Source organism: Neisseria canis, assembly GCF_900636765.1.
GTDB lineage: Bacteria > Pseudomonadota > Gammaproteobacteria > Burkholderiales > Neisseriaceae > Neisseria > Neisseria canis.
Genome location: NZ_LR134313.1, coordinates 1,682,040 through 1,701,235, shown reverse-complemented (window position 1 = coordinate 1,701,235; position 19,196 = coordinate 1,682,040). Strand labels below are relative to the sequence as shown.

The 19,196-nt window shown below is 48.6% G+C and carries 21 protein-coding genes; 7 read left to right on the top strand and 14 right to left on the bottom strand.

All coding sequences use genetic code 11. The features are described 5' to 3' along the window. Window positions 1-216: 216 nt before the first annotated feature. The 13 genes from hfq to EL143_RS07920 form a co-directional block, all read right to left on the bottom strand. Window positions 217-501, bottom strand: coding sequence for an RNA chaperone Hfq (gene hfq, locus EL143_RS07980; protein ID WP_085416003.1), 285 nt, complete (start codon window positions 499-501; stop codon window positions 217-219). Between the two features lie 195 nt (window positions 502-696). Beyond that, window positions 697-2,157, bottom strand: a complete 1,461-nt coding sequence (der, locus tag EL143_RS07975) for a ribosome biogenesis GTPase Der (protein ID WP_085415939.1) — start codon at window positions 2,155-2,157, stop codon at window positions 697-699. 117 nt (window positions 2,158-2,274) lie between these two features. Continuing rightward, window positions 2,275-2,904, bottom strand: coding sequence for a YfgM family protein (locus EL143_RS07970; protein WP_085415940.1), 630 nt, complete (start codon window positions 2,902-2,904; stop codon window positions 2,275-2,277). Window position 2,905: 1 nt separating this feature from the next. Further along, a complete protein-coding gene (hisS, locus tag EL143_RS07965) occupies window positions 2,906-4,201 on the bottom strand; it encodes a histidine--tRNA ligase (protein ID WP_085415941.1) in 1,296 nt (431 codons plus the stop codon). Between the two features lie 90 nt (window positions 4,202-4,291). Then, complete coding sequence (ispG, locus tag EL143_RS07960; protein ID WP_085415942.1) at window positions 4,292-5,566, bottom strand: flavodoxin-dependent (E)-4-hydroxy-3-methylbut-2-enyl-diphosphate synthase; 1,275 nt, start codon at window positions 5,564-5,566, stop codon at window positions 4,292-4,294. A gap of 2 nt (window positions 5,567-5,568) precedes the next feature. Then, a complete protein-coding gene (locus EL143_RS07955) occupies window positions 5,569-6,417 on the bottom strand; it encodes a RodZ domain-containing protein (protein WP_085415943.1) in 849 nt (282 codons plus the stop codon). A gap of 11 nt (window positions 6,418-6,428) precedes the next feature. Next, window positions 6,429-7,193, bottom strand: coding sequence for a type IV pilus biogenesis/stability protein PilW (pilW, locus tag EL143_RS07950; protein WP_085415944.1), 765 nt, complete (start codon window positions 7,191-7,193; stop codon window positions 6,429-6,431). Between the two features lie 25 nt (window positions 7,194-7,218). Next, window positions 7,219-8,307: a 23S rRNA (adenine(2503)-C(2))-methyltransferase RlmN gene (rlmN, locus tag EL143_RS07945; protein ID WP_085415945.1), complete on the bottom strand. Its 1,089-nt coding sequence runs from the start codon at window positions 8,305-8,307 to the stop codon at window positions 7,219-7,221. A 64-nt stretch (window positions 8,308-8,371) separates the two neighbouring features. Further along, window positions 8,372-8,797 carry a nucleoside-diphosphate kinase gene (gene ndk, locus EL143_RS07940; RefSeq protein ID WP_054618372.1) on the bottom strand — a complete coding sequence of 142 codons (426 nt, stop codon included), beginning with the start codon at window positions 8,795-8,797 and terminating at the stop codon, window positions 8,372-8,374. A gap of 110 nt (window positions 8,798-8,907) precedes the next feature. Continuing rightward, entirely contained in the window at window positions 8,908-10,041 is a 1,134-nt protein-coding gene (gene zapE, locus EL143_RS07935) for a cell division protein ZapE (protein ID WP_085415946.1), read from the bottom strand. A 181-nt stretch (window positions 10,042-10,222) separates the two neighbouring features. Further along, on the bottom strand, window positions 10,223-10,777 hold the full coding sequence (locus tag EL143_RS07930) for a UPF0149 family protein (protein ID WP_085415947.1): 555 nt from the start codon (window positions 10,775-10,777) through the stop codon (window positions 10,223-10,225). A gap of 51 nt (window positions 10,778-10,828) precedes the next feature. After that, window positions 10,829-11,677: an RnfABCDGE type electron transport complex subunit B gene (locus EL143_RS07925; RefSeq protein WP_085415948.1), complete on the bottom strand. Its 849-nt coding sequence runs from the start codon at window positions 11,675-11,677 to the stop codon at window positions 10,829-10,831. A gap of 119 nt (window positions 11,678-11,796) precedes the next feature. Next, window positions 11,797-12,438 carry a DedA family protein gene (locus EL143_RS07920; protein ID WP_085416004.1) on the bottom strand — a complete coding sequence of 214 codons (642 nt, stop codon included), beginning with the start codon at window positions 12,436-12,438 and terminating at the stop codon, window positions 11,797-11,799. Window positions 12,439-12,600: 162 nt separating this feature from the next. On the opposite strand from EL143_RS07920, the gene hda reads away from it, so the two are divergent. The 6 genes from hda (at window position 12,601) to EL143_RS07890 (ending at window position 17,109) form a co-directional block, all read left to right on the top strand. Continuing rightward, window positions 12,601-13,269: a DnaA regulatory inactivator Hda gene (hda, locus tag EL143_RS07915; RefSeq protein WP_009116444.1), complete on the top strand. Its 669-nt coding sequence runs from the start codon at window positions 12,601-12,603 to the stop codon at window positions 13,267-13,269. Next, window positions 13,266-13,934, top strand: a complete 669-nt coding sequence (locus EL143_RS07910; protein WP_085415949.1) for a histidinol-phosphatase — start codon at window positions 13,266-13,268, stop codon at window positions 13,932-13,934. Before hda ends, EL143_RS07910 begins: the two co-directional genes overlap by 4 nt. A 33-nt stretch (window positions 13,935-13,967) precedes the next feature. Then, entirely contained in the window at window positions 13,968-14,615 is a 648-nt protein-coding gene (locus EL143_RS07905; RefSeq protein WP_126326700.1) for a hypothetical protein, read from the top strand. 52 nt (window positions 14,616-14,667) lie between these two features. Continuing rightward, window positions 14,668-14,991, top strand: a complete 324-nt coding sequence (gene cutA, locus EL143_RS07900; RefSeq protein WP_085415951.1) for a divalent-cation tolerance protein CutA — start codon at window positions 14,668-14,670, stop codon at window positions 14,989-14,991. Between the two features lie 130 nt (window positions 14,992-15,121). Then, window positions 15,122-15,505: an aspartate 1-decarboxylase gene (gene panD / locus EL143_RS07895; RefSeq protein ID WP_085415952.1), complete on the top strand. Its 384-nt coding sequence runs from the start codon at window positions 15,122-15,124 to the stop codon at window positions 15,503-15,505. Window positions 15,506-15,582: 77 nt separating this feature from the next. Then, window positions 15,583-17,109, top strand: a complete 1,527-nt coding sequence (locus EL143_RS07890; protein WP_085415954.1) for a phospholipase D family protein — start codon at window positions 15,583-15,585, stop codon at window positions 17,107-17,109. Window positions 17,110-17,301: 192 nt separating this feature from the next. On the opposite strand, the gene trmB is transcribed toward EL143_RS07890, so the two are convergent. Further along, entirely contained in the window at window positions 17,302-18,015 is a 714-nt protein-coding gene (gene trmB / locus EL143_RS07885; RefSeq protein WP_085415956.1) for a tRNA (guanosine(46)-N7)-methyltransferase TrmB, read from the bottom strand. Window positions 18,016-18,284: 269 nt separating this feature from the next. Here trmB and EL143_RS07880 point away from each other — a divergent pair, with 269 nt between their 5' ends. Then, entirely contained in the window at window positions 18,285-19,187 is a 903-nt protein-coding gene (locus EL143_RS07880; protein ID WP_036494230.1) for a LysR family transcriptional regulator, read from the top strand. Window positions 19,188-19,196 lie beyond the last annotated feature (9 nt).

Below are 19,196 nucleotides of genomic sequence, written 5' to 3'. Positions count from 1 at the left end.
ATAGCATTTTCACTTGTTAAAACAGACTTGACAAACTCCTGCGACTTCACTTTGAATTACGCTACAGAAGCATTACTTTGGCAAAGCCCGACAATAGTTAAGTTTGCTTTAATGAAAGCAATATTGTTAATTTTTGAAAATAGCAAATCGGTATCAAAACATAAAAACCTTGCCGTTTGACAAGGTTTTTATGCCGTTGGTTACTGCATTCTCTGCTTATTCAGAGGCTTGAGTTTCTGCCGGAGCGGCTGCTTGCTGTTGCGCTGCCTGCTTGTTTTCATGTTGCAAGCTTACTGCACGTGCAGGAACAATGGTTGAGATTGCATGTTTGTAAACCATTTGAGTTACAGAAGTGTTACGCAATAACACCACATATTGGTCAAAAGACTCAACTTGACCTTGCAATTTGATGCCGTTTACCAAATAAATAGATACAGGAACATGTTCCTTGCGAAGTGCGTTCAAGAAAGGATCTTGTAGCATCTGTCCTTTAGCTGTCATATTTAATACTCCGTTTTTATGATTTTTGATTGTAATAATTGGTACTACGTTGGAATTGTAGCCTTGAATGCTTATTTTTACCAACTTTTTTCGGTAAGAATGTGCAAACATTTTATCCGATAACAGGTGAAAACGAGCAAATCCGGCGGATAAATCCCTTTTTCAGGCAGGCATTAAAATGCCTGTCTGAAAGTTTTATTTGGTACTTTGTTTTTTCTTGATACTCACTTGTCGCTTTTTCTTTAAGCGGTCTTTTTCCACTTTTTTACCTTCCCTTTTTTCAATCCTATTGCTTAACTGCATACGCCGCAACGGTTTGTTTTTAGGCTTTTCATCTGCATTTTCATAAGGATTGTCCGACACGTTATATTGGATGCGCAAAGGTGTGCCTTGCAGATTAAAAGCTTTTCTGAAAGTCTGCGTCAGATAACGGGTATAAGCTTCGGAGATATTCTGCAATGCATTGCCATGTATCACGATAACAGGGGGGTTCATGCCTCCCTGATGCGCATAACGCATTTTAGGCCTAACCAACCCTGCTCTCGGCGGTGCTTGGCGCTCGATTGCGCTTTGCAGCACGCGGGTGATTTTCGGCGTGGGCATTTTTATCATTGCGGCATCGTAAGCCGCCTGGATACTGGCAAATAAGCCGTCGATACCTTTTTCTTTTAATGCCGAAATATAGTGGAATTTGGCAAAATCCAAAAAATAAAGTTTGCGTGCAATATCCCGTTTGATTTGGGTTTTTCTGTCTTCGTCAATATCATCCCATTTGTTAACCGCAACCACCAAAGCGCGGCCTGCTTCCAGTGCAAAGCCTGCAATCGTAGCATCTTGGTCGGCAATATCCTGCTGTGCATCCAGCACCAACACGGCCACATTGGACGCTTCCACAGCCTGCATTGCTTTGATTACCGAAAACTTTTCAACCGCTTCTTCAACTTTTCCGCGCCTGCGCACACCTGCCGTATCGATAATGGTGAAAGGTTTACCGTCCCGCTCAAAATCGATATGAATACTATCGCGCGTGGTGCCTGCCATATCGAAAGCGATGACTCGCTCTTCTCCCAAAATAGCGTTAACCAAAGTGGATTTTCCGACATTCGGCCTGCCTATCACTGCAAATACGGGATGTTTGGCCGCTTCTTCGGCTTCTTCAGCATCTGGAAATTTTTCCAACACATCTTCAATCAAGCCGTATACGCCGTCGCCATGTGCGCCGGATACCACATAAGGCTCACCCAATGCCAATTCATAAAACTCTGCCGCCAATACATTCCGGTTTGCCCCTTCGCCTTTGTTGACTGCCAAAAATACCGGACGCGGGCTGCGGCGCAAACGGTCGGCGATGATTTTGTCTTGCGGGGTTAAACCTGTACGGCCATCCACCAAAAAAACAACGGCATCGGCCTCATCAATCGCCTGTAATGTATGTTTGGCCATTTCATGCAGAATGCCGCTGTCCACCACCGGTTCGAAACCGCCGGTATCGACAACCAAATAAGGTTTGCTGCCGACCTTTCCGTGACCGTAATGGCGGTCGCGGGTAAGCCCGGGCATATCTGCAACCAATGCGTCTTTGGTACGGGTTAGCCGGTTGAATAAAGTGGATTTACCGACATTAGGCCGGCCGACAAGTGCGATTGTGGGTTTCATCTAGATATATTCTCTACTGGCCGCGGCTCTACCTTCGGGCATAGCCGTCAGCCTTAATTTTTCAGACAGGCATTGAATAATCAAGGGCTTGCAGGGTTAGTGCAAGCCTTTGAATGTTTATTTCAGCTGGTCAAGCTTAAGCTGGAGCAATTCGCGCTCGGCTGCTTCTTTAGGTAATTTGTTAAACGCATCTTCATAAGCGGCAACGGCTTCTTTATTCTTACCTTGTGCGGCTAGCACATCACCTTTAACTTCCAACAAAATCGGCTGAAACGCTTCATCAACCGGTGTATTCAACGTAGCCAATGCTTCATCGAATTTTTGCTGCTGCAATTGCACGGTGGCCAAACGTTGCGCAGCAAGCGCTTGCACCAATGAAGCTTTTTGATTGTTTAACACCCAATTCAAATGTTTGGTTGCCGCATCATAATTACCCTTGTCGAACTCAGCAGCGGCAGCCATGAAAGTCGCTTGAGCGGCGGCAATGGTTTTCGGGTAATTCTGCTGCAAATTCAGTAAATCAACGTGCAATACTTTAGGGTCTTTGCTGGTCTCTGCCTTAGAAGCCATCTGCGACAAAATTTCCGCCGCTTCTTCATTTTTCCCGGCTTGGTAGCTTTTATACAGTACAAGGCCTAAGTAGGCCAAACTGCATACCACCAACAAGGCAAAAATCCAACGCCCCCAGCCTTTCCAGAAATGTTTGAAATTTTCTAATTCTTGTTGCTCTTCAAGATGCGCTGCCATGTTATGTATTCTTCCATTCTTGTAAAGTTGTCAATAATTGCTCGGCATTTATCGTTTGCTGGCCTAAATCTCCCTGCATATCTTTTAAGGTAACCGAACCGCTTTCCAATTCGCTTTGCGCTACGATTAACGCAAAACGTGAGCCGCTGGCATCGGCTTTTTTCATTTGCGCTTTCAAACTTTGGCTACCTGAATGCTGCAACACGGAAAATCCGTTTTGGCGTAATAAATGCGAATATTGCATGGATTTCAAAGCGGCTCCCTCTCCTTGATGCATGCTGTAAACATCAGGCGCAGACTCGCTTTCCAAGCAACCGTATTCATGTACCAACAGTAAGAGCCGCTCAATGCCCATGGCAAAGCCGATAGAAGGAGTAGCCTTACCGCCCAATTCTTCTATCAAACCATCATAACGGCCGCCGCCGCAAACGGTTGCCTGGGCACCGAGTTTATCGGTAGTCCATTCAAAAACCGTTTGATTATAATAATCCAAACCGCGAACCAAGCGCGGGTTCTCCACATATCGGATGCCCAAACCGTCAAGCATGGTTCTCAAACCATTGTAATGGGCCAAAGAGGCTTCACCCAAATAATCAACAAGCCGCGGAGCGGCATTGCAGATTTCCTGCAAGTCGGGATTTTTACTGTCTAACACGCGCAAAGGATTGGTATGCAAACGGCGTTTGCTGTCTTCATCCAATTGATTTTCATACCTGCTCAAATAATCAACCAAAGCACTGCGGTGTGCTGCGCGTTCTTCACGGTTGCCCAAATTGTTCAGTTCAAGTGTCAAATACTGACTGATACCCAATTCTTTCCACAAATCGGCGCACATGGCTATCATTTCAGCGTCAACGTCCGGCCCTTCAAAGCCCAACGCTTCAACACCCACTTGGTGGAACTGGCGGTAACGGCCTTTTTGCGGGCGCTCCCGACGGAACATCGGGCCCATATACCAAAGTTTCTGCGGGCTGTTATATAACAGATTATGCTCCACTACGGCACGTAAGCACGAAGCCGTGCCCTCCGGCCGCAAACTCAAGCTGATGGAATCATTGGAGTCGGAAAAAGTGTACATTTCCTTGCCGACCACATCGGTTTCTTCCCCAATCGAGCGGACAAACAAACCGGTTTGCTCTAAAACAGGCGTGCGTATCTGCTGGTAACCGAAACGCTTAGTCCAGCAAACCACAACATCTTCAAATGCCTGCCAGAATGCCGAAGTGAGCTTGAAATCTTTTTGCTCTACCGGCAATAAATCGTTCATACCTTTTACGGCTTGAATTTTGTTACCCATTTTATTTCTTTTTTGATAAAACTTGTTTTTAAATGCCTGTCTGAATGTTTTCAGACAGGCATCACTCTATCTGCGAACCCTTCAACAGGTTTACCGGGCTGCCCGAATCGGAATAATGCGGTTTACAGAACGTTTTTTACCGTTTTCGCCATAATTGGTTTCCACATATTCTTTCACAATCTCGAGGAACTCAACGGCCATATTGTCCCCTTTCAAGGTAACTTTCCGCTCGCCGTCGACATACACCGGCGCAACCGGCGTTTCACCCGTGCCCGGCAAGCTGATACCGATGTCGGCCAGCTTGCTCTCGCCCGGGCCGTTAACCACACAGCCCATAACCGCCACATTGAGGTTTTCAACTCCGGGATATTGAAAACGCCAAACCGCCATTTGCTCCCGCAGATAGCGTTGAATATCTTGCGCCAACTCTTGAAACACGGTACTGGTTGTCCTGCCGCAGCCCGGGCAAGCAGTAACCATAGGCGTAAACGAACGCAAACCCATGGTTTGCAGAATCTCCTGAGCCACCACGACTTCCTGCGTTCTCGAGCTGCCCGGTTCCGGCGTTAAAGAAATGCGGATGGTATCGCCTATGCCTTCTTGCAGCAATGCGGCCAGCGCTGCCGTGGAAGCGACGATACCCTTGCTGCCCATACCCGCTTCAGTTAAACCCAGATGCAGCGGATATCGGCAACGGCTGCCCAAATCACGGTAAACCTGAATCAAATCCTGCACGGCGCTTACCTTGCAGGAAAGAATGATTTTATTTTCAGACAGGCCTAAATCCACGGCTTTCTGAGCAGATTCCAAAGCAGAAACGATTAATGCTTCTTTCATTACCTCATCAGGCGTTTTCGGCAAACCTGCAGCGATATTTTCATCCATCATCCGCTTGGCCAAACTTTGATCAAGCGAGCCCCAGTTAACGCCGATGCGCACCGCCTTATCATATTCCGCCGCAGTACGGATCATATAAGCGAATTTTTCATCACCTTTTGCGCCCTTGCCCACATTACCGGGATTAATCCGGTATTTTGACAAAGCCTTGGCACAATCCGGAAACTCGGCCAGCAAACGCTCGCCGTTGAAATGAAAATCGCCAACCAAAGGCGTGTTGCACCCCATATCATCCAAACGTTGGCGGATTTCGGCCACTTTCGACGCTGCCTCAGGGCTGTTCACCGTGATGCGCACCATCTCTGAGCCTGCATCGGAAAGCTCTTTTACCTGTAAAGCTGTAGCTTGTGCATCCGCCGTATCGGTGTTGGTCATGGATTGCACAACCACCGGCGCGTCAGAACCGACAGTAAGATGATCAATTTGAACTTGGTGTGTTGTGCGGCGTTTTATTATGTTTTGGCTCATGTTTATTGACCTGCTTTAAATGCTGCTGTTGTGCGTCCTACCAGATAAGGTGCCCAGTTAATTTCCTGCCCGCCAAAATTGACAACGCTTCCGTGCACCACCCCGATGCGCACATCATAAGGCGCGCCGCCTTTAAAGCGGTGTTCGCTGGCAGCCGGTACAATCTGGTTAACCAATTCGGCACCTGTTTTGTCTTTTACCACCAGCTTGGTACGGTAGCGCACTTTTATGTACAGCTCGTCGGCTGCCACAACCAAAGGCGCTTCCCCTGTCTGAACAAGTACAGAAGCCGACGAAGCGGCCGAAGCAGAAGCAGCTGGTGCCGAAGCGGCATTGTTCTCATCCATTGGGACAACGGTTACATTTTTCTCCTTAAGCTCGGTAGCCTGTTTCATTACCTGCTCGGTAGAAGATTGTGCCTGTTTGTCGTTCTCCGCCTTTTGCGTAGCGGATTTATTTTGCCAAATAAACACTCCGCCAACCGCAACCGCAGCAGCACACAAGGCAATAATCCAACCCGGAAAACTTTTTTTCTCCTCCAGATAGGCATAACGCTCTTTGTTGCTCTTTTTATAGTCGCTGAAAATATTTTTTTCAGAAACAGGAGCCGCTTTATCCAAAAGCCCGTTTAATGCAGCCTCATCTGCTTGAATCAAACGCCCGTATGCACGGAGAAACCCCCGCACAAACACCATATCCGGCAGCTGGCGGTAATCGCCCATTTCCAAAGCAGCCACTTTATCTACCGACAATTTCAAACGTTCGGCCACTTCGGCCAGAGTCATGCCTTTTTGCTCTCTTAGAGCAGCCAACATTTTGCCCAATTCTTGAGCATCCGGATTAATGTTCATTTATGCTTCTCTCACTGTGTTCCGCCACCGGCAATCGACTGCAACTCATCCGAATAGGGATACAAGGCACGCAGCTGTGCCTCATATTCATATGCAGCCTGACCGTTACCTAAGGCTTTGGCCAATTTCCATCCGAGCAGTAAATCATCGGCAGAAAGCATTTCAACTCTGCTTTGATATTGCCGGAAATACACATCGGCTTCGTTTAATTCACCTGCCAGCAATTTGGTGCGCGCTAATTCTTTAACAGCCGGAACAAAATTAGGCGCTGCGGCAATCGAGCGTTCCAAATAAGCTTGTGCCAAAGAATATTGGCCCATTTTCGCACTGCACACCCCTTTATTCAGATAGGCAATAAAAGGGCTTGGATAAGTTGGATCTGCCAAAGCCCTATCGAAATAAGGCAGCGCCGCATTGGGATTGTTTTTTACACTACATAAAAACCAGCCGTAGTTATTATTGATTTCAGCGCTGTCCGGTTTAATCGACAACCCTTGCAAAAAGCTTTCTTCCGCACGCTCGGGTACTTTCAAAAATTGATAAATCTGCGCGCGGATCAGCCAAGCCATTTCGTTTTTACTGTTGGCTTTTAATGCTTCTTCGATACTGGCCGTTGCCAAACGGTAATCTTTGGCGCGCATGTATTCCACCGCCAACTGGGTTTGAATTTGCGACACTTCTACCGCCCGCTCTTTAGCAGTTGGTTTTTTAAAACCTTTACTTGAACATGCACCCAGCATCACAGCCAATAAAACCGGAACCCATAATTGCTTCATCACACACCCACCTTATCATCGAAATTTACTGCTGCACCAGCAATTGCTGCCACTTCTGCTGCCTGCGGGTTTTATCTTGCACCTGCCCTGCCAATTGGCCGCACGCAGCATCAATATCATCACCTCTGGTTTTGCGCACCGTAACCACAAAACCCGCTTCCTGCAGAATCTCTTTAAATACCCGGATAGTATCGTTACTCGAACGGCCATATCCCGAATTCGGAAACGGATTAAACGGTATCAGGTTAAATTTACACGGCACCTCTTTGACCAACTCAATCAATTCTTTCGCGTGTTGCGGCTTATCGTTGATACCGTCGAGCATAACATATTCGAATGTTACAAAATCCCTCGGCGCTTTAACCAAATAGCGCTGGCAAGCCGCCATCAATTCTTTCAAGGGGTATTTCTTATTCAAAGGCACAATCTCGTCACGCACCGCATCATTTGAAGCATGTAACGACACAGCCAACGCTACCGGCATTGCTTCTTTCAAACGATCCATCTGCGGCACCATGCCGGAGGTAGAAACGGTAACGCGGCGGCGCGACAAACCATAGCCGTGATCATCCAGCATGATGCTCAAAGCCGTAACCACATTGTCAAAATTGGCTAAAGGCTCACCCATACCCATCATCACCACATTGGAAATGACCCGCTCGTTTTTCGGCGTCACGCCCATAGCCTTATTCGCCCACCAAAGTTGGCCGATGATTTCCGCCGCGCTCAGATTACGGTTAAAACCTTGCCGGCCGGTTGAGCAGAATGTGCATTCTAGCGCGCAACCCACTTGTGAAGAGATGCATAAAGTGCCGCGTTCAGCTTCAGGTATAAACACGGTTTCTACACCGTTGCCGGTACTCACATCCAACAGCCACTTGCGGGTGCCGTCTTTTGATTCTTGCGCAGCCATCAATGCCGGCACGCCGACTTCTGCCTTGTCCTGCAATTTTGCACGCAAGGATTTTGCCAAATCGGTCATTTCATCAAAGTCAGACGCGCCCGCTTGGTGCATCCAACGCATAACCTGTTTGGCACGGAACGGTTTTTCACCCATTTCAGCAAAATGTTGGGTTAAACCGCTTAAATCATAATTTAATAAATTGGCTTTCATATATTTCAAAAACCTTTAGGCTGCCCGAACCATTCAGGCAGCCTTCGGCATTTCAATGCGCTGATCAGCGTGAGCAAATTTCGCTTTGGCTGAAGAAGTAGGCAATTTCGATTGCTGCGTTTTCAAGGCTGTCCGAACCGTGTACGGCGTTCTCGCCGACAGAGGCAGCGAAATCTGCGCGGATGGTGCCGGCAGCAGCTTCGGCAGGATTGGTGGCGCCCATGATTTCACGGTTTTTGGCTACGGCATTTTCACCTTCCAAAACTTGCAGCATTACAGGGCCACTGGTCATGAATTCTACCAACTCTTGAAAGAAAGGACGCTCTTTGTGGATAGCGTAAAAATCTTCCGCCTCTTTTTTGCTCAATTGCTTCATTTTGGCAGCAACGATACGCAAGCCGTTTTCTTCGAAACGGTTGTAAATGGCGCCGATATTGTTTTTACCTACTGCATCGGGTTTAACGATGGAGAAAGTACGTTGGATAGTCATGTAATGCTCCTTAATATTGAATGACTTGGTAAAAAAGCAAAGTGCGGTATTGTACAAGATTGCAGATGCATTCTGTAATATTTTTTGTAAATTTATGCCTACAGGTTAAGTTATTTGAGGGTTAAGTGCGGCAGGGCGAGATATTCTTCCGACTGCATTTCCACCATGCGGCTTACCGTACGCACAAATTCATTGGCAAAATCGCCTTCTATATAAATTTCCTCGGCAGGCACTTCGCTGGTGGCGCACACTTTTACGCGGTAATCATAAAATACGTCTATCAACCAAGTTAAGCGGCGTGCTTCCGATCGTTCGGCCGGCGTCAACTTTTCCAATCCAGAAATAAACACCATTTGGTAATGCTCGGCCAGATACAGATAATCGGCTTGTGAGCGTGGGCCGAAACATAAGGTTCTGAAATCAAACCAAATCACCCGTTCAGTGCGCCCTTTGCATTCCAGCTCCCGGCCGTGGATGGTAATTTTTTTATCGAGCTGCTTTTGCGAAGCGGTAACTTGGGCAAACAGCGCGCCCAGTTTTTGTTCGCTTTCTGCATCGGCTGGTACATAAAACACTTCTGCCGGGCTCAAAGTGCGCAAACGGTAGTCTTCACCGCCGTCCACGTTCAAAATCGTCAGTTTATCTTCCAGTAAAGCGATGGTAGGCAGAAAACTGCTGCGGTTTTGCCCTTGGGGATAAAGCTCCGACGGCGCATAGTTGGAAGTGGCAACCAGTACCACGCCTTCGTTGAACAGGTTTTCCAGCAAACGGCCGAGAATCATGGCATCGGCAATGTCGCTCACATGAAATTCGTCAAAACACAATACCCGTGTTTCCCGGGCGATTTCCGAAGCAACTGCTTTTAAAGGATTGGCTTCGCTTTTCAAGCCCCTCAGGCGCTGGTGGATTTCCGCCATAAAGGCGTGAAAGTGCACACGGCGCTTTCGGCGGTAAGGCAGACAGCCGTAAAACACATCCATCAAAAAGCTTTTGCCTCGACCTACGCCGCCATAAAAATAAAGCCCTTTCGGCAATTGCGGGGAACGCAGGCTTCGGCCGAGAAAACGGTTACGCTTGCGTTTGAACATCATCAATTCCGTCCATAAACGGTCGAGGTGCTCGATGGCTTTTTTCTGTGCATCATCACGGATAAAGCCCGGTCTGGTCGATGCTGCCTGATACCAGGTAAGCGGGCTGTGATTTGCGTAATCCGGCGCAATAAAACGTTCGTTTTGCTGTGTCATAGAGGTAGTCAATTTCCTTATAATGTCGGCATTATAGTGGATTTAATCTGAAGTTAGAAAGCTGCTGAAACCGTGAAAGCGGCAGCCCGCTTGAATTGACGGATTTTGGCGCAGGATATTTCAAGAATGCCTGTCTGAAAGCTGTTTTTAAGCTTTCAGACAGGCATTGTGCTGGTGCGGCCTATGCTTTTTTGTGCCAATAATTATAGATTTCCATTAAAGCATAAGGCAGGTCTTGCTCCATTTTTGCGGTTTCCGCTTCTGTAAAAGTGAGCAAGGCATTGTCGTTGCGGTATTCGTCGTACATGCCGCCGAGCGCCATTACCGGATAAAACAAGTCTTCAAAATCATCGTCGCCTGCGGTTTCAAACCAATCGGTTTTTACCACATCCAAAGCATACAGATAAGCATTGCACCAAGTGTAAAAATCGCTTTGACCGTTTTCATCGTCGTAAAGCAGCAAGTCGGGCAGCCGCCCTGCTTCCAGCTTCTTTTTCAAATCGAAAGCCAAACGCAACACCAGCATTTGGATTTCTTCGGTTTCGTTCCGGTCAAACACATCCTCGCCGCCCAAAACCTCGGGCAGCCAGACGTGCGGCTCGGTTTTATCGGGGCCGCTCAACATGGCAAGCATAAATGCCTGCACTTCATCCAACCGCATCGTATTGCCGCTTGCAGCTTTCGGGTCAAGCAAAGCAGCCAGTTGGCTTCGGGCTGCCGAATCAAAAGGGAGCATATTTTTCCTTCAATCTTATTTTTCAGACAGGCATATATCTCAAGCAGCATTTCAAATTTTGTCTTGCATTTTGGCTTCCTGCGCCGCTTTGTATTCACGCAAATATTCGATGGCGGCGGCTTTTTCCGCTTCGCTGCCGTATTTCACATCCCGCAGCGCACGGCGGTAACTTGCGCGCTCTTTGGCTTCTCTGATTTGCTGTTCTTTAAATGTTTCTCTGTTGGCAGGCACAATACGCCGCTCCTGCTGCGCTTGCGCGCGCGCCATGGCTTGCGCAATCAAGTCGGCAGGATTAAACGCAGCTTTCTGCTGCTCTTGCTCAACGGATTGCTGCATACGCGCTTTGGCAGTCGCTTCTTTTTCAGCCAAATAAGCCTTGCGCTCGGCAGCATCGCGGGTTTTACGCGCCTCATGCCATTCATAGCGGGCTTTGGCATGCGAAGCGGCGGCAAAACGCGGCTCCGCATTTGATACCAACTCTCTGGCAAGCGGCAGATAATCAGCCTCAACCGGCTGCATATAAATACAGTCGACCGGGCAAGGCGCCACGCACAAGCCGCAACCCGTGCATTCAGACGCAATCACCGTGTGCATCAGCTTGGACGCGCCCATAATCGCATCTACCGGGCAGGCACGGATGCAGGCCGTGCAGCCTATGCACACCGCTTCGTCAATCCACGCCAAGGCTTTTTCTTGGATTTTAGCCGGAGCAAGCACGGGGCGCTCCAACAAAGCAGCGATATCCTGCACCACTTCACCGCCGCCGGGCGCGCACAGGTTTATCTCAGCCTTTCCCTGCGCCAGTGCCTGCGCATAAGGCTTACAGCCTTCATAACCGCACTCGCGGCATTGCGTTTGCGGCAAAACCGATTCGATGCTCTCAACCAAAGAAACATTCATCTTTTGAAATACTTAAACAGAAAGAGCGGGATTATAGCGGATAACAGAATGCCTGTCTGAAAACCACCCTGCTCTGCAACAAGATTTTCAGACAGGCATTGTCATTTATTCGACACTGCTCAGCTTTTCTTAGCCGCCATTCTGGCGCGCACCACTTCAACTACCGCAGGCAGAACAGACACCACAATAATCGCACCCAGCACCAAGCCCAAATTGTTTTTAACCACAGGAAGGTTGGCAAAGAAATAGCCGGCATACGAAAACAGCACCACCCACAAAACCGCGCCGATAATATTGTAGCGGATGAATCTGGCGTAATTCATGTGCGCCATACCGGCCACAAACGGTGCAAACGTGCGCACAATCGGCACAAAGCGTGCAATGATGATGGTTTTACCGCCGTATTTTTGATAGAACTGATGGGTTTTATCGAGATAGCTGCGTTTGAAAATTTTGGAATCGGGGTTGGCAAACAGTTTGGCACCGAAATATTTACCAATCATAAAGTTAACCGCATCGCCCACCACCGCAGCAACCAGCAGCAGCACAACCATCAAATGAATATTCATACCGCCCACAGCCGCGATACCGCCCGCCGCAAACAACAAAGAATCGCCGGGCAAAAACGGCGTAACCACCAAGCCGGTTTCGCAGAAAACAATCAAAAACAAAATCGCGTAAATCCACGGGCCGTAATCGGCAGACAAAGCTTGCAGATGCTGGTCGATATGCAGAATAAAATCAATAACAGTGGCAATCACAATATATTCTCTATGATGTAAGGTGTTTAAAATCTTGCAAAAATCGGCGCATTTTAAAGCCAAACCCTCCGCTTGCCAAATTGATTCAGATAAACGCACACGCTTGCGGCTATTCGTTAAAACAACGTACAATTCCCCATCCTTTCCAACCCGAGCCAGCCCGTGAACCAGCTTATTTTCGATTTTGCCAGCCATGAATATCCGGGCTTCGACGAATTTCTTGGCAATGCCAACAGCGAGCTGGTACACGTTTTAAAAGAGCAGGATAACCAGTTTCTCTACGTTTGGGGCGAAGAAGGCTCCGGCAAAAGCCACCTTTTGCGCGCCTGGGCCGACAAAGCCCGGCAAAGCGGCAAACGCGCCCGCTATATAGATGCGCACACCGAGCCGCTCACCGAAGAAGCCTGCGAAGCGGATTATCTGGCGGTTGACCAAGTGGAGCGCTTAGACGCCGAAGAGCAATCCCTACTGTTTGCCGTGTTCAACCGCTACCGCAACAGCGGCCGCGGTTCCCTGCTTTTGAGTGCCGACGTGAAACCGCAGCATCTGTGCCTGCGCGAAGATTTGCGCACCCGCATGGCTTATTGCCTGGTTTACGAAATCAAGCCGCTTACCGACGAAGAAAAAATCCAAGCCCTCTCCAGCCTCGCCCGCACACGGCGCATTCCCGTCGATCCCGCCGTTTTCAATTATCTGCTGCTGCATTGGCGGCGCGATTTGGGCAGCCTGATGAATATGCTCGATGCCTTAGACAATTATTCCCTCACCATGAAAAAGCGCATCACCCTGCCGCTTTTACGCCAACTTCTGAAACAACAGGAAGCAGAATGAAAAACCTTGCCATTTTCGACTTAGACAACACCTTAATCAACACCGATTCCGACCATTCCTGGCCGCAATACCTGATGAAAAAAGGCTTGGTCGATATCGAACACACGCAAAAGCAAAACGACAAGTTTTATCAGGATTACCAAAACGGCTGTCTGAACATCGACGAATTCCTCAAATTCCACCTTGAGCCCCTAAGCCGCTTCAGCAAAGAAGAGCTGGCAAAAATGCACCAAGAATTCGTAGCCGAATTTATCGCCCCGCATATTTCCATGATGGCCAAAATGCTGGTTCAAAGCCATCGCGACGCGGGCGACGAGCTTTTGGTGATTTCCTCTACCAACGAATTCATCATCACCCCCATCTGCCACCTTTTCGGCATTACCAACATCATCGGCACACAGCTTGAAACCGACGCCGACGGCCGCTACACCGGCAACTACACCGGCACCCCCAGCCTGAAAGAAGGCAAAATCACCCGCCTGAACGAATGGCTCGCAGCCCGCGGCGAAACCCTGCAAAGCTACGGCAAAAGCTATTTTTACAGCGATTCGAAAAACGACCTGCCGCTGCTTCGCCTAGTGAGCGACCCCGTGGCCGTCAATCCCGATGAAACCTTGCAGCAAGAAGCCGCAGAAAAAGGCTGGCCCGTGTTGAATTTTAGATAAGGTTATTATCTGAAAAAATTTTAGAGAATAGAGATGGAAGAAAAAGATCTTGAACCACTATTATCGCAACTATCGCAAAGGAATCGATTGAACATTGAAAATACTGAAAATGCTATGGTTTCTTCAATGTTCAAAGCATTTTCTAAAGCAAGTGAGCCTTTAAATGCATTTTGTACATGGTTATTGGTTGCGACTGCGGCTATTGCATCATTTTTTATTAGCAATGCCGACAAAATCATTCCTATCCTTCAAAAAAATGGTTTCTTTTGGTGTGGCCTATTTTTATGTATTTCATGTATTTGCGGTGTTCTTGCAAAATATTTTGGATTGAATTCGAAAATTAGTTTAGAGGTTAGCAACTCTGTAAAAGAAGCAGAAATTATAAATATTCTAGAAAAATATAATCATGAGTGTTCTGAAATTGAAAAATGCTCAGAATCATCAGATATAAACATACAGACAAATTTGGATATAGATCGAATTAGAGAAAAATTTTTAGAACCGATGCCTCGCTTGTACAAATGGCACACAAACCGCTTTTTTGAAAAAAATAAAAATAATCCATATATTGAGTATTTGCTCATTATAAAAAATATAAATAGACAAAGTTTTTTTGTAGTGTTGCAAGTTGGATTCTTTTTATCTTTTCTATTTCTTGGTATATTTTTTGCCGGTTACTAGTAGGTATTTTTAAAATTTTTTATTTAGAAATCTTGTTTTAAGGCTGCTTAAAATGCCCCAGTTCAAACCCGTTATCATCACCACAACGGTTGCCGAACCCGCAGAAGCGGAGCGCATCGGCAGCCTGCTGCTGGAAAACCGCCTTGCGGCCTGCGTCCAATACGAAAACATCAGAAGCCGGTATATGTGGGAAGGTAAAATATGCAGCGATGATGAAATCCGCATCACCATCAAAACCGCCCGCTGCCATTTCGGTGCGGTCGAAAAAATCATTCTGCAAAACCACAGCTACGAATGCCCGCAAATCTTAATGCTGCCGATACACCGCGGCCACCGCCCTTATATGAAATGGTTTAAGGAACACACAGGCTGCTGAACACCGCAATGCCTGTCTGAAACAAACCCGGGAAATATTCCGGCCAAGCGTGTACAATCCCGCCTTTGCATTTTTCAGACAGGCATCATCCTGCCTCTTCCAAACACACATCCCAAGAAAGCCAACCAATATGTTCCGCACCATGCTCGGCGGCAAGATTCACCGCGCCGTCGTAACCGAAGCCGACTTAAACTACGTCGGCAGCATTACCGTTGACCAAGACCTGCTCGATGCAGCCGGCATCTGCGTTAACGAAAAAGTACAAATCGTCAACAACAACAACGGCGAGCGTTTTGAAACCTACACCATCCCCGGCGAACGCGGCAGCGGCGTGGTCTGCCTGAACGGCGCCGCCGCCCGGCTGGTGCAGAAAGGCGATATCGTGATTATCATGTCGTATGTGATGCTTTCCGAGCCGGAAATTTCCGCGCACGCACCCAAAGTGGTTTTGCTCGACGAGCGCAACCAAATCCGCGACATCATCCGCTACGAGCCGCCGCATACCGTACTGTAACCACAATGCCTGTCTGAAACTCCTTTTCAGACAGGCATTCTTCCATACCCATGCCTGTCTGAAACAAACCAGATGTAATGAAACACACCCCCGCTTTTTTACTTATTCTTCTGCTTGCCGGCTGCCAAACGCTGCCGCCGCTGGAAAAGCGCAGCAGCAGCCGCTACATCAAAGCGCCCAACGCCACGCGCGTACACAAAGTGCTGCACAACAGCAATCCCGCGCAAACCCTCAAAGCAGACATATCCGGCATCTACCTGCTCAGCGACCCGCACGACGCATTTATCGCCCGCGCGACCCTCATCGCATCGGCCGAAGAAGCGCTCGACATCCAATACTACATCTGGCATAACGACGTATCCGGCAAGCTGCTGATGCAAATGGTGGAAGCGGCCGCCAAACGCGGCGTGCGCGTGCGCATCCTGCTCGACGACAACAACACGCGCGGCATGGACAACGTCCTCACCGCGCTCGACGAACACCCCAATATCGAAATCCGCGTATTCAACCCTTTCGCCAGCAGAAGCATGCGCAGCCTGGGCTATCTGCACGATTTCCCCCGCCTCAACCGCCGCATGCACAACAAAACCTTCACCGCCGACAACAAAGCCACCATACTCGGCGGCCGCAATATAGGCGACGAATACTTCAATATTTCCAACGACGTAGGCTTTGCCGACCTCGACATTCTGGCTACCGGCAGCGTAGTGGGGCAGGTTTCCGGCGATTTCGACCGCTATTGGGCCAGCGAATCCAGCTATCCGATTGCAGACATCGCCAAACATGCCGACCTTGAAAAAGGCAGGGCGGAATTGGATTATGTCAGCGAAAAAGACAAAGAATTACGAACACTTTATCAAAGCAGGCTGCAATCATCCCCGCTGAACCGCGCCGTCACAGAAAGCGGCATCCCCTGGATTTACGCCCCCACCAAATACATCAGCGACGACCCGGCCAAAGGCTTGGACAGAAGCAGAAACAAACCCCTGATTACCGAAAAAATCGACGAAGCCCTAGGCCCGCCCGAGCAGGAAATCTACATCGTTTCGCCCTATTTCGTCCCCACCAAACAAGGCACGGAAGCCCTTGCAGAATTGAGTCGCAACAAAGTTGCCATCACCGTTTTCACCAATTCGCTTCAAGCCACCGACGTTGCCGCCGTACATTCCGGCTACGCCCGCTACCGCAAAAAGCTGCTTCAGGCAGGCATCGAACTTTATGAGCTGAAGGCCATCCATTCCGTGCCCAAAATCACAGACAAAGGCTTGGTCGGCAGCTCTTCCTCCAGCCTGCACGCCAAAATCTTTATCGTCGACCGCAAACGCATCTTCATCGGCTCTTTCAACTTCGACCCCCGTTCCGCCCGCCTGAACACAGAAATGGGCGTAGTAATTGAAGACCCGAGGCTGGCCGAGCTGATGCAGCAATCGCTCCAACAAAACGCCCCGCGCATTGCCTACAAAGTGACACTCGGCCCGAACAACCGGCTGCAATGGCAAGACCCGCAGGATAATCAGGTCAGCAAACACGAGCCGGAAGCGAAATTGTGGAAGCGGCTGATTTCCAAAATATTTTCCGTGATGCCGATTGAGCGTTTACTGTAATGACATAACCGATAACAGATAAACTTAAAATCAGCACATCCGTCGTGCTCGGACTTGCCTCTAAGTATGACGAAACCATGGAAAAATAAACTTCTTTGCAATAAACAAAATGCCTGTCTGAAAAAACGGTTTCAGACAGGCATTACATGTCGGTAACAGGATGAGCGGTTAACGGTAAAGCTTGAAAGCCGCTTATTTTATCCGCTTAAATACCAAATCCCACACCCCGTGCCCCAACCGTTTGCCGCGGGCTTCGAATTTGGTTTCAGGCCGGTAGTCCGGCGTGGGGGCGTAATCCTGCGTCGTGTTTTCCAACTCATCAAAGCCGCCCAACACTTCCAGCATCTGCACCGCATATTCTTCCCAATCGGTTGCCAAATGGATATAGCCGCCCTGCTTCAGCTTGGGCAACAATTTCGCCACAAAAGGCGCTTGAATCAGGCGGCGTTTGTGGTGGCGTTTCTTGTGCCAGGGGTCGGGAAAGAAAATATGGATGCCGTCCAAGTTGCCGTCGGCCAGCATATGCTCCACCACCTCCACCGCATCATGGCGCATCACTCTGATATTGGATACTTTTTCTTCTTCAATCAGCTTCAAAATATTGCCCACGCCCGGACCGTGCACATCAATCGCCAAAAAGTCTTTTTCAGGCAGGCGCTTGGCAATTTCCACCGTCGCCACGCCCATACCGAAGCCGATTTCCAGCACTTTGGGATTGCCGCGGCCGAATGCTCCGTTCAGATCAAACGCACCGTTTTGATAGTCGATGCCGAATTGCGGCCACATGGTATCAATCGCACGCTGCTGTGCCGCCGTCATATGGCCTTGGCGCAAAACAAAGCTGCGGATGCTGCGCTTGTGTTCTTCGGGAATATCCGGTGTCTGCTGTTCGTTGTGATTGCTCATGTGCTTTATTTCATTGCTAAAAGCGGGATTATACAATATATAGCAAATAAACTTTATTCCTGCTACGGCGTTGCTGCTCCTTGCCGTATTACTTGTACTGTCTGCGGCTTGCTGACTTTTATCAAAAATAAGTTTATTTGCTATAGACAATAACTATTAAGATTCGGATTAAACAGAGCTTTAACCAAAATACCGTCGACAGTCAAACTGTAGCGGAAACAGAACCTTGTATAATCCCTATACTTGCCGCTTTACTTTAAGGAACAGTTTTGGATACATTTTTAAGTATGAAAGTTTTTCGCCAAGTTGTTGAAAACGGGAGCTTTACCAAAGCAGCGGAGCGTATGGATTTGTCTCCGGCGATGGTCAGCAAACATGTGCGCCATTTGGAAAGCAGCATCGGGGCTAAACTGCTGCTGCGCAATACCCGCAGTTTGAGCTTAACGGAAGCAGGAGCCGAGTATTACCGACAATGCGCTTATGCTTTGGATACATTGGATCAAGCGGCACAAAAAGCTGCTTCTGGTGTGGAACAGGCACAAGGTCTATTACGGCTGACGGCACCGGTATGGTTCGCTTCCTCGCAATTCGCACAATGGCTGACCGAATATTCCGAGCAGTATCCCGATATTACTCTGGAAGTGGTTTTAGACAACCGCCACAAAGATTTGGTAAGCGAAGGCTTCGACCTTGCCCTGCGTGCATCTGACGAACCTGCACCGTCGCTGATTGTACGCAAGCTCGGCAAAGTCAATATGCTGCTCTGTGCTTCGGCAAATTTTATCGAACATTACGGCCTGCCCGAAACCCCGGAACAAGCCGCGGCCTGCCCTGCAGTTTTGCCGGGATATGTCGATATGCGGGTGCGTACGCTCCGGCATCTTAATAACGGCAAAAATGAAGAGTTGCGCCTCAAGCCGGTATTTACCAGCAACAACAGCGTAATGGTTTACCAAATGATTTTGGCAGGCTGCGGCATCGGTTACGGGCCCGACTGCTTGATTTGCGACGATTTGGCCAAAGGCAGGCTGGTTCGGCTGCTGCCCGATTATTCGATGCCTTCCCACCCGCTTTATGCAGCTTATGCCGACCGCCAATACCTGAGCGCGAAGGTACGCAGCTTTATTGATTTCATTGGCGGTAAACTAGGGCAATCCAACCCTTTTTTGTAACGACTGGTT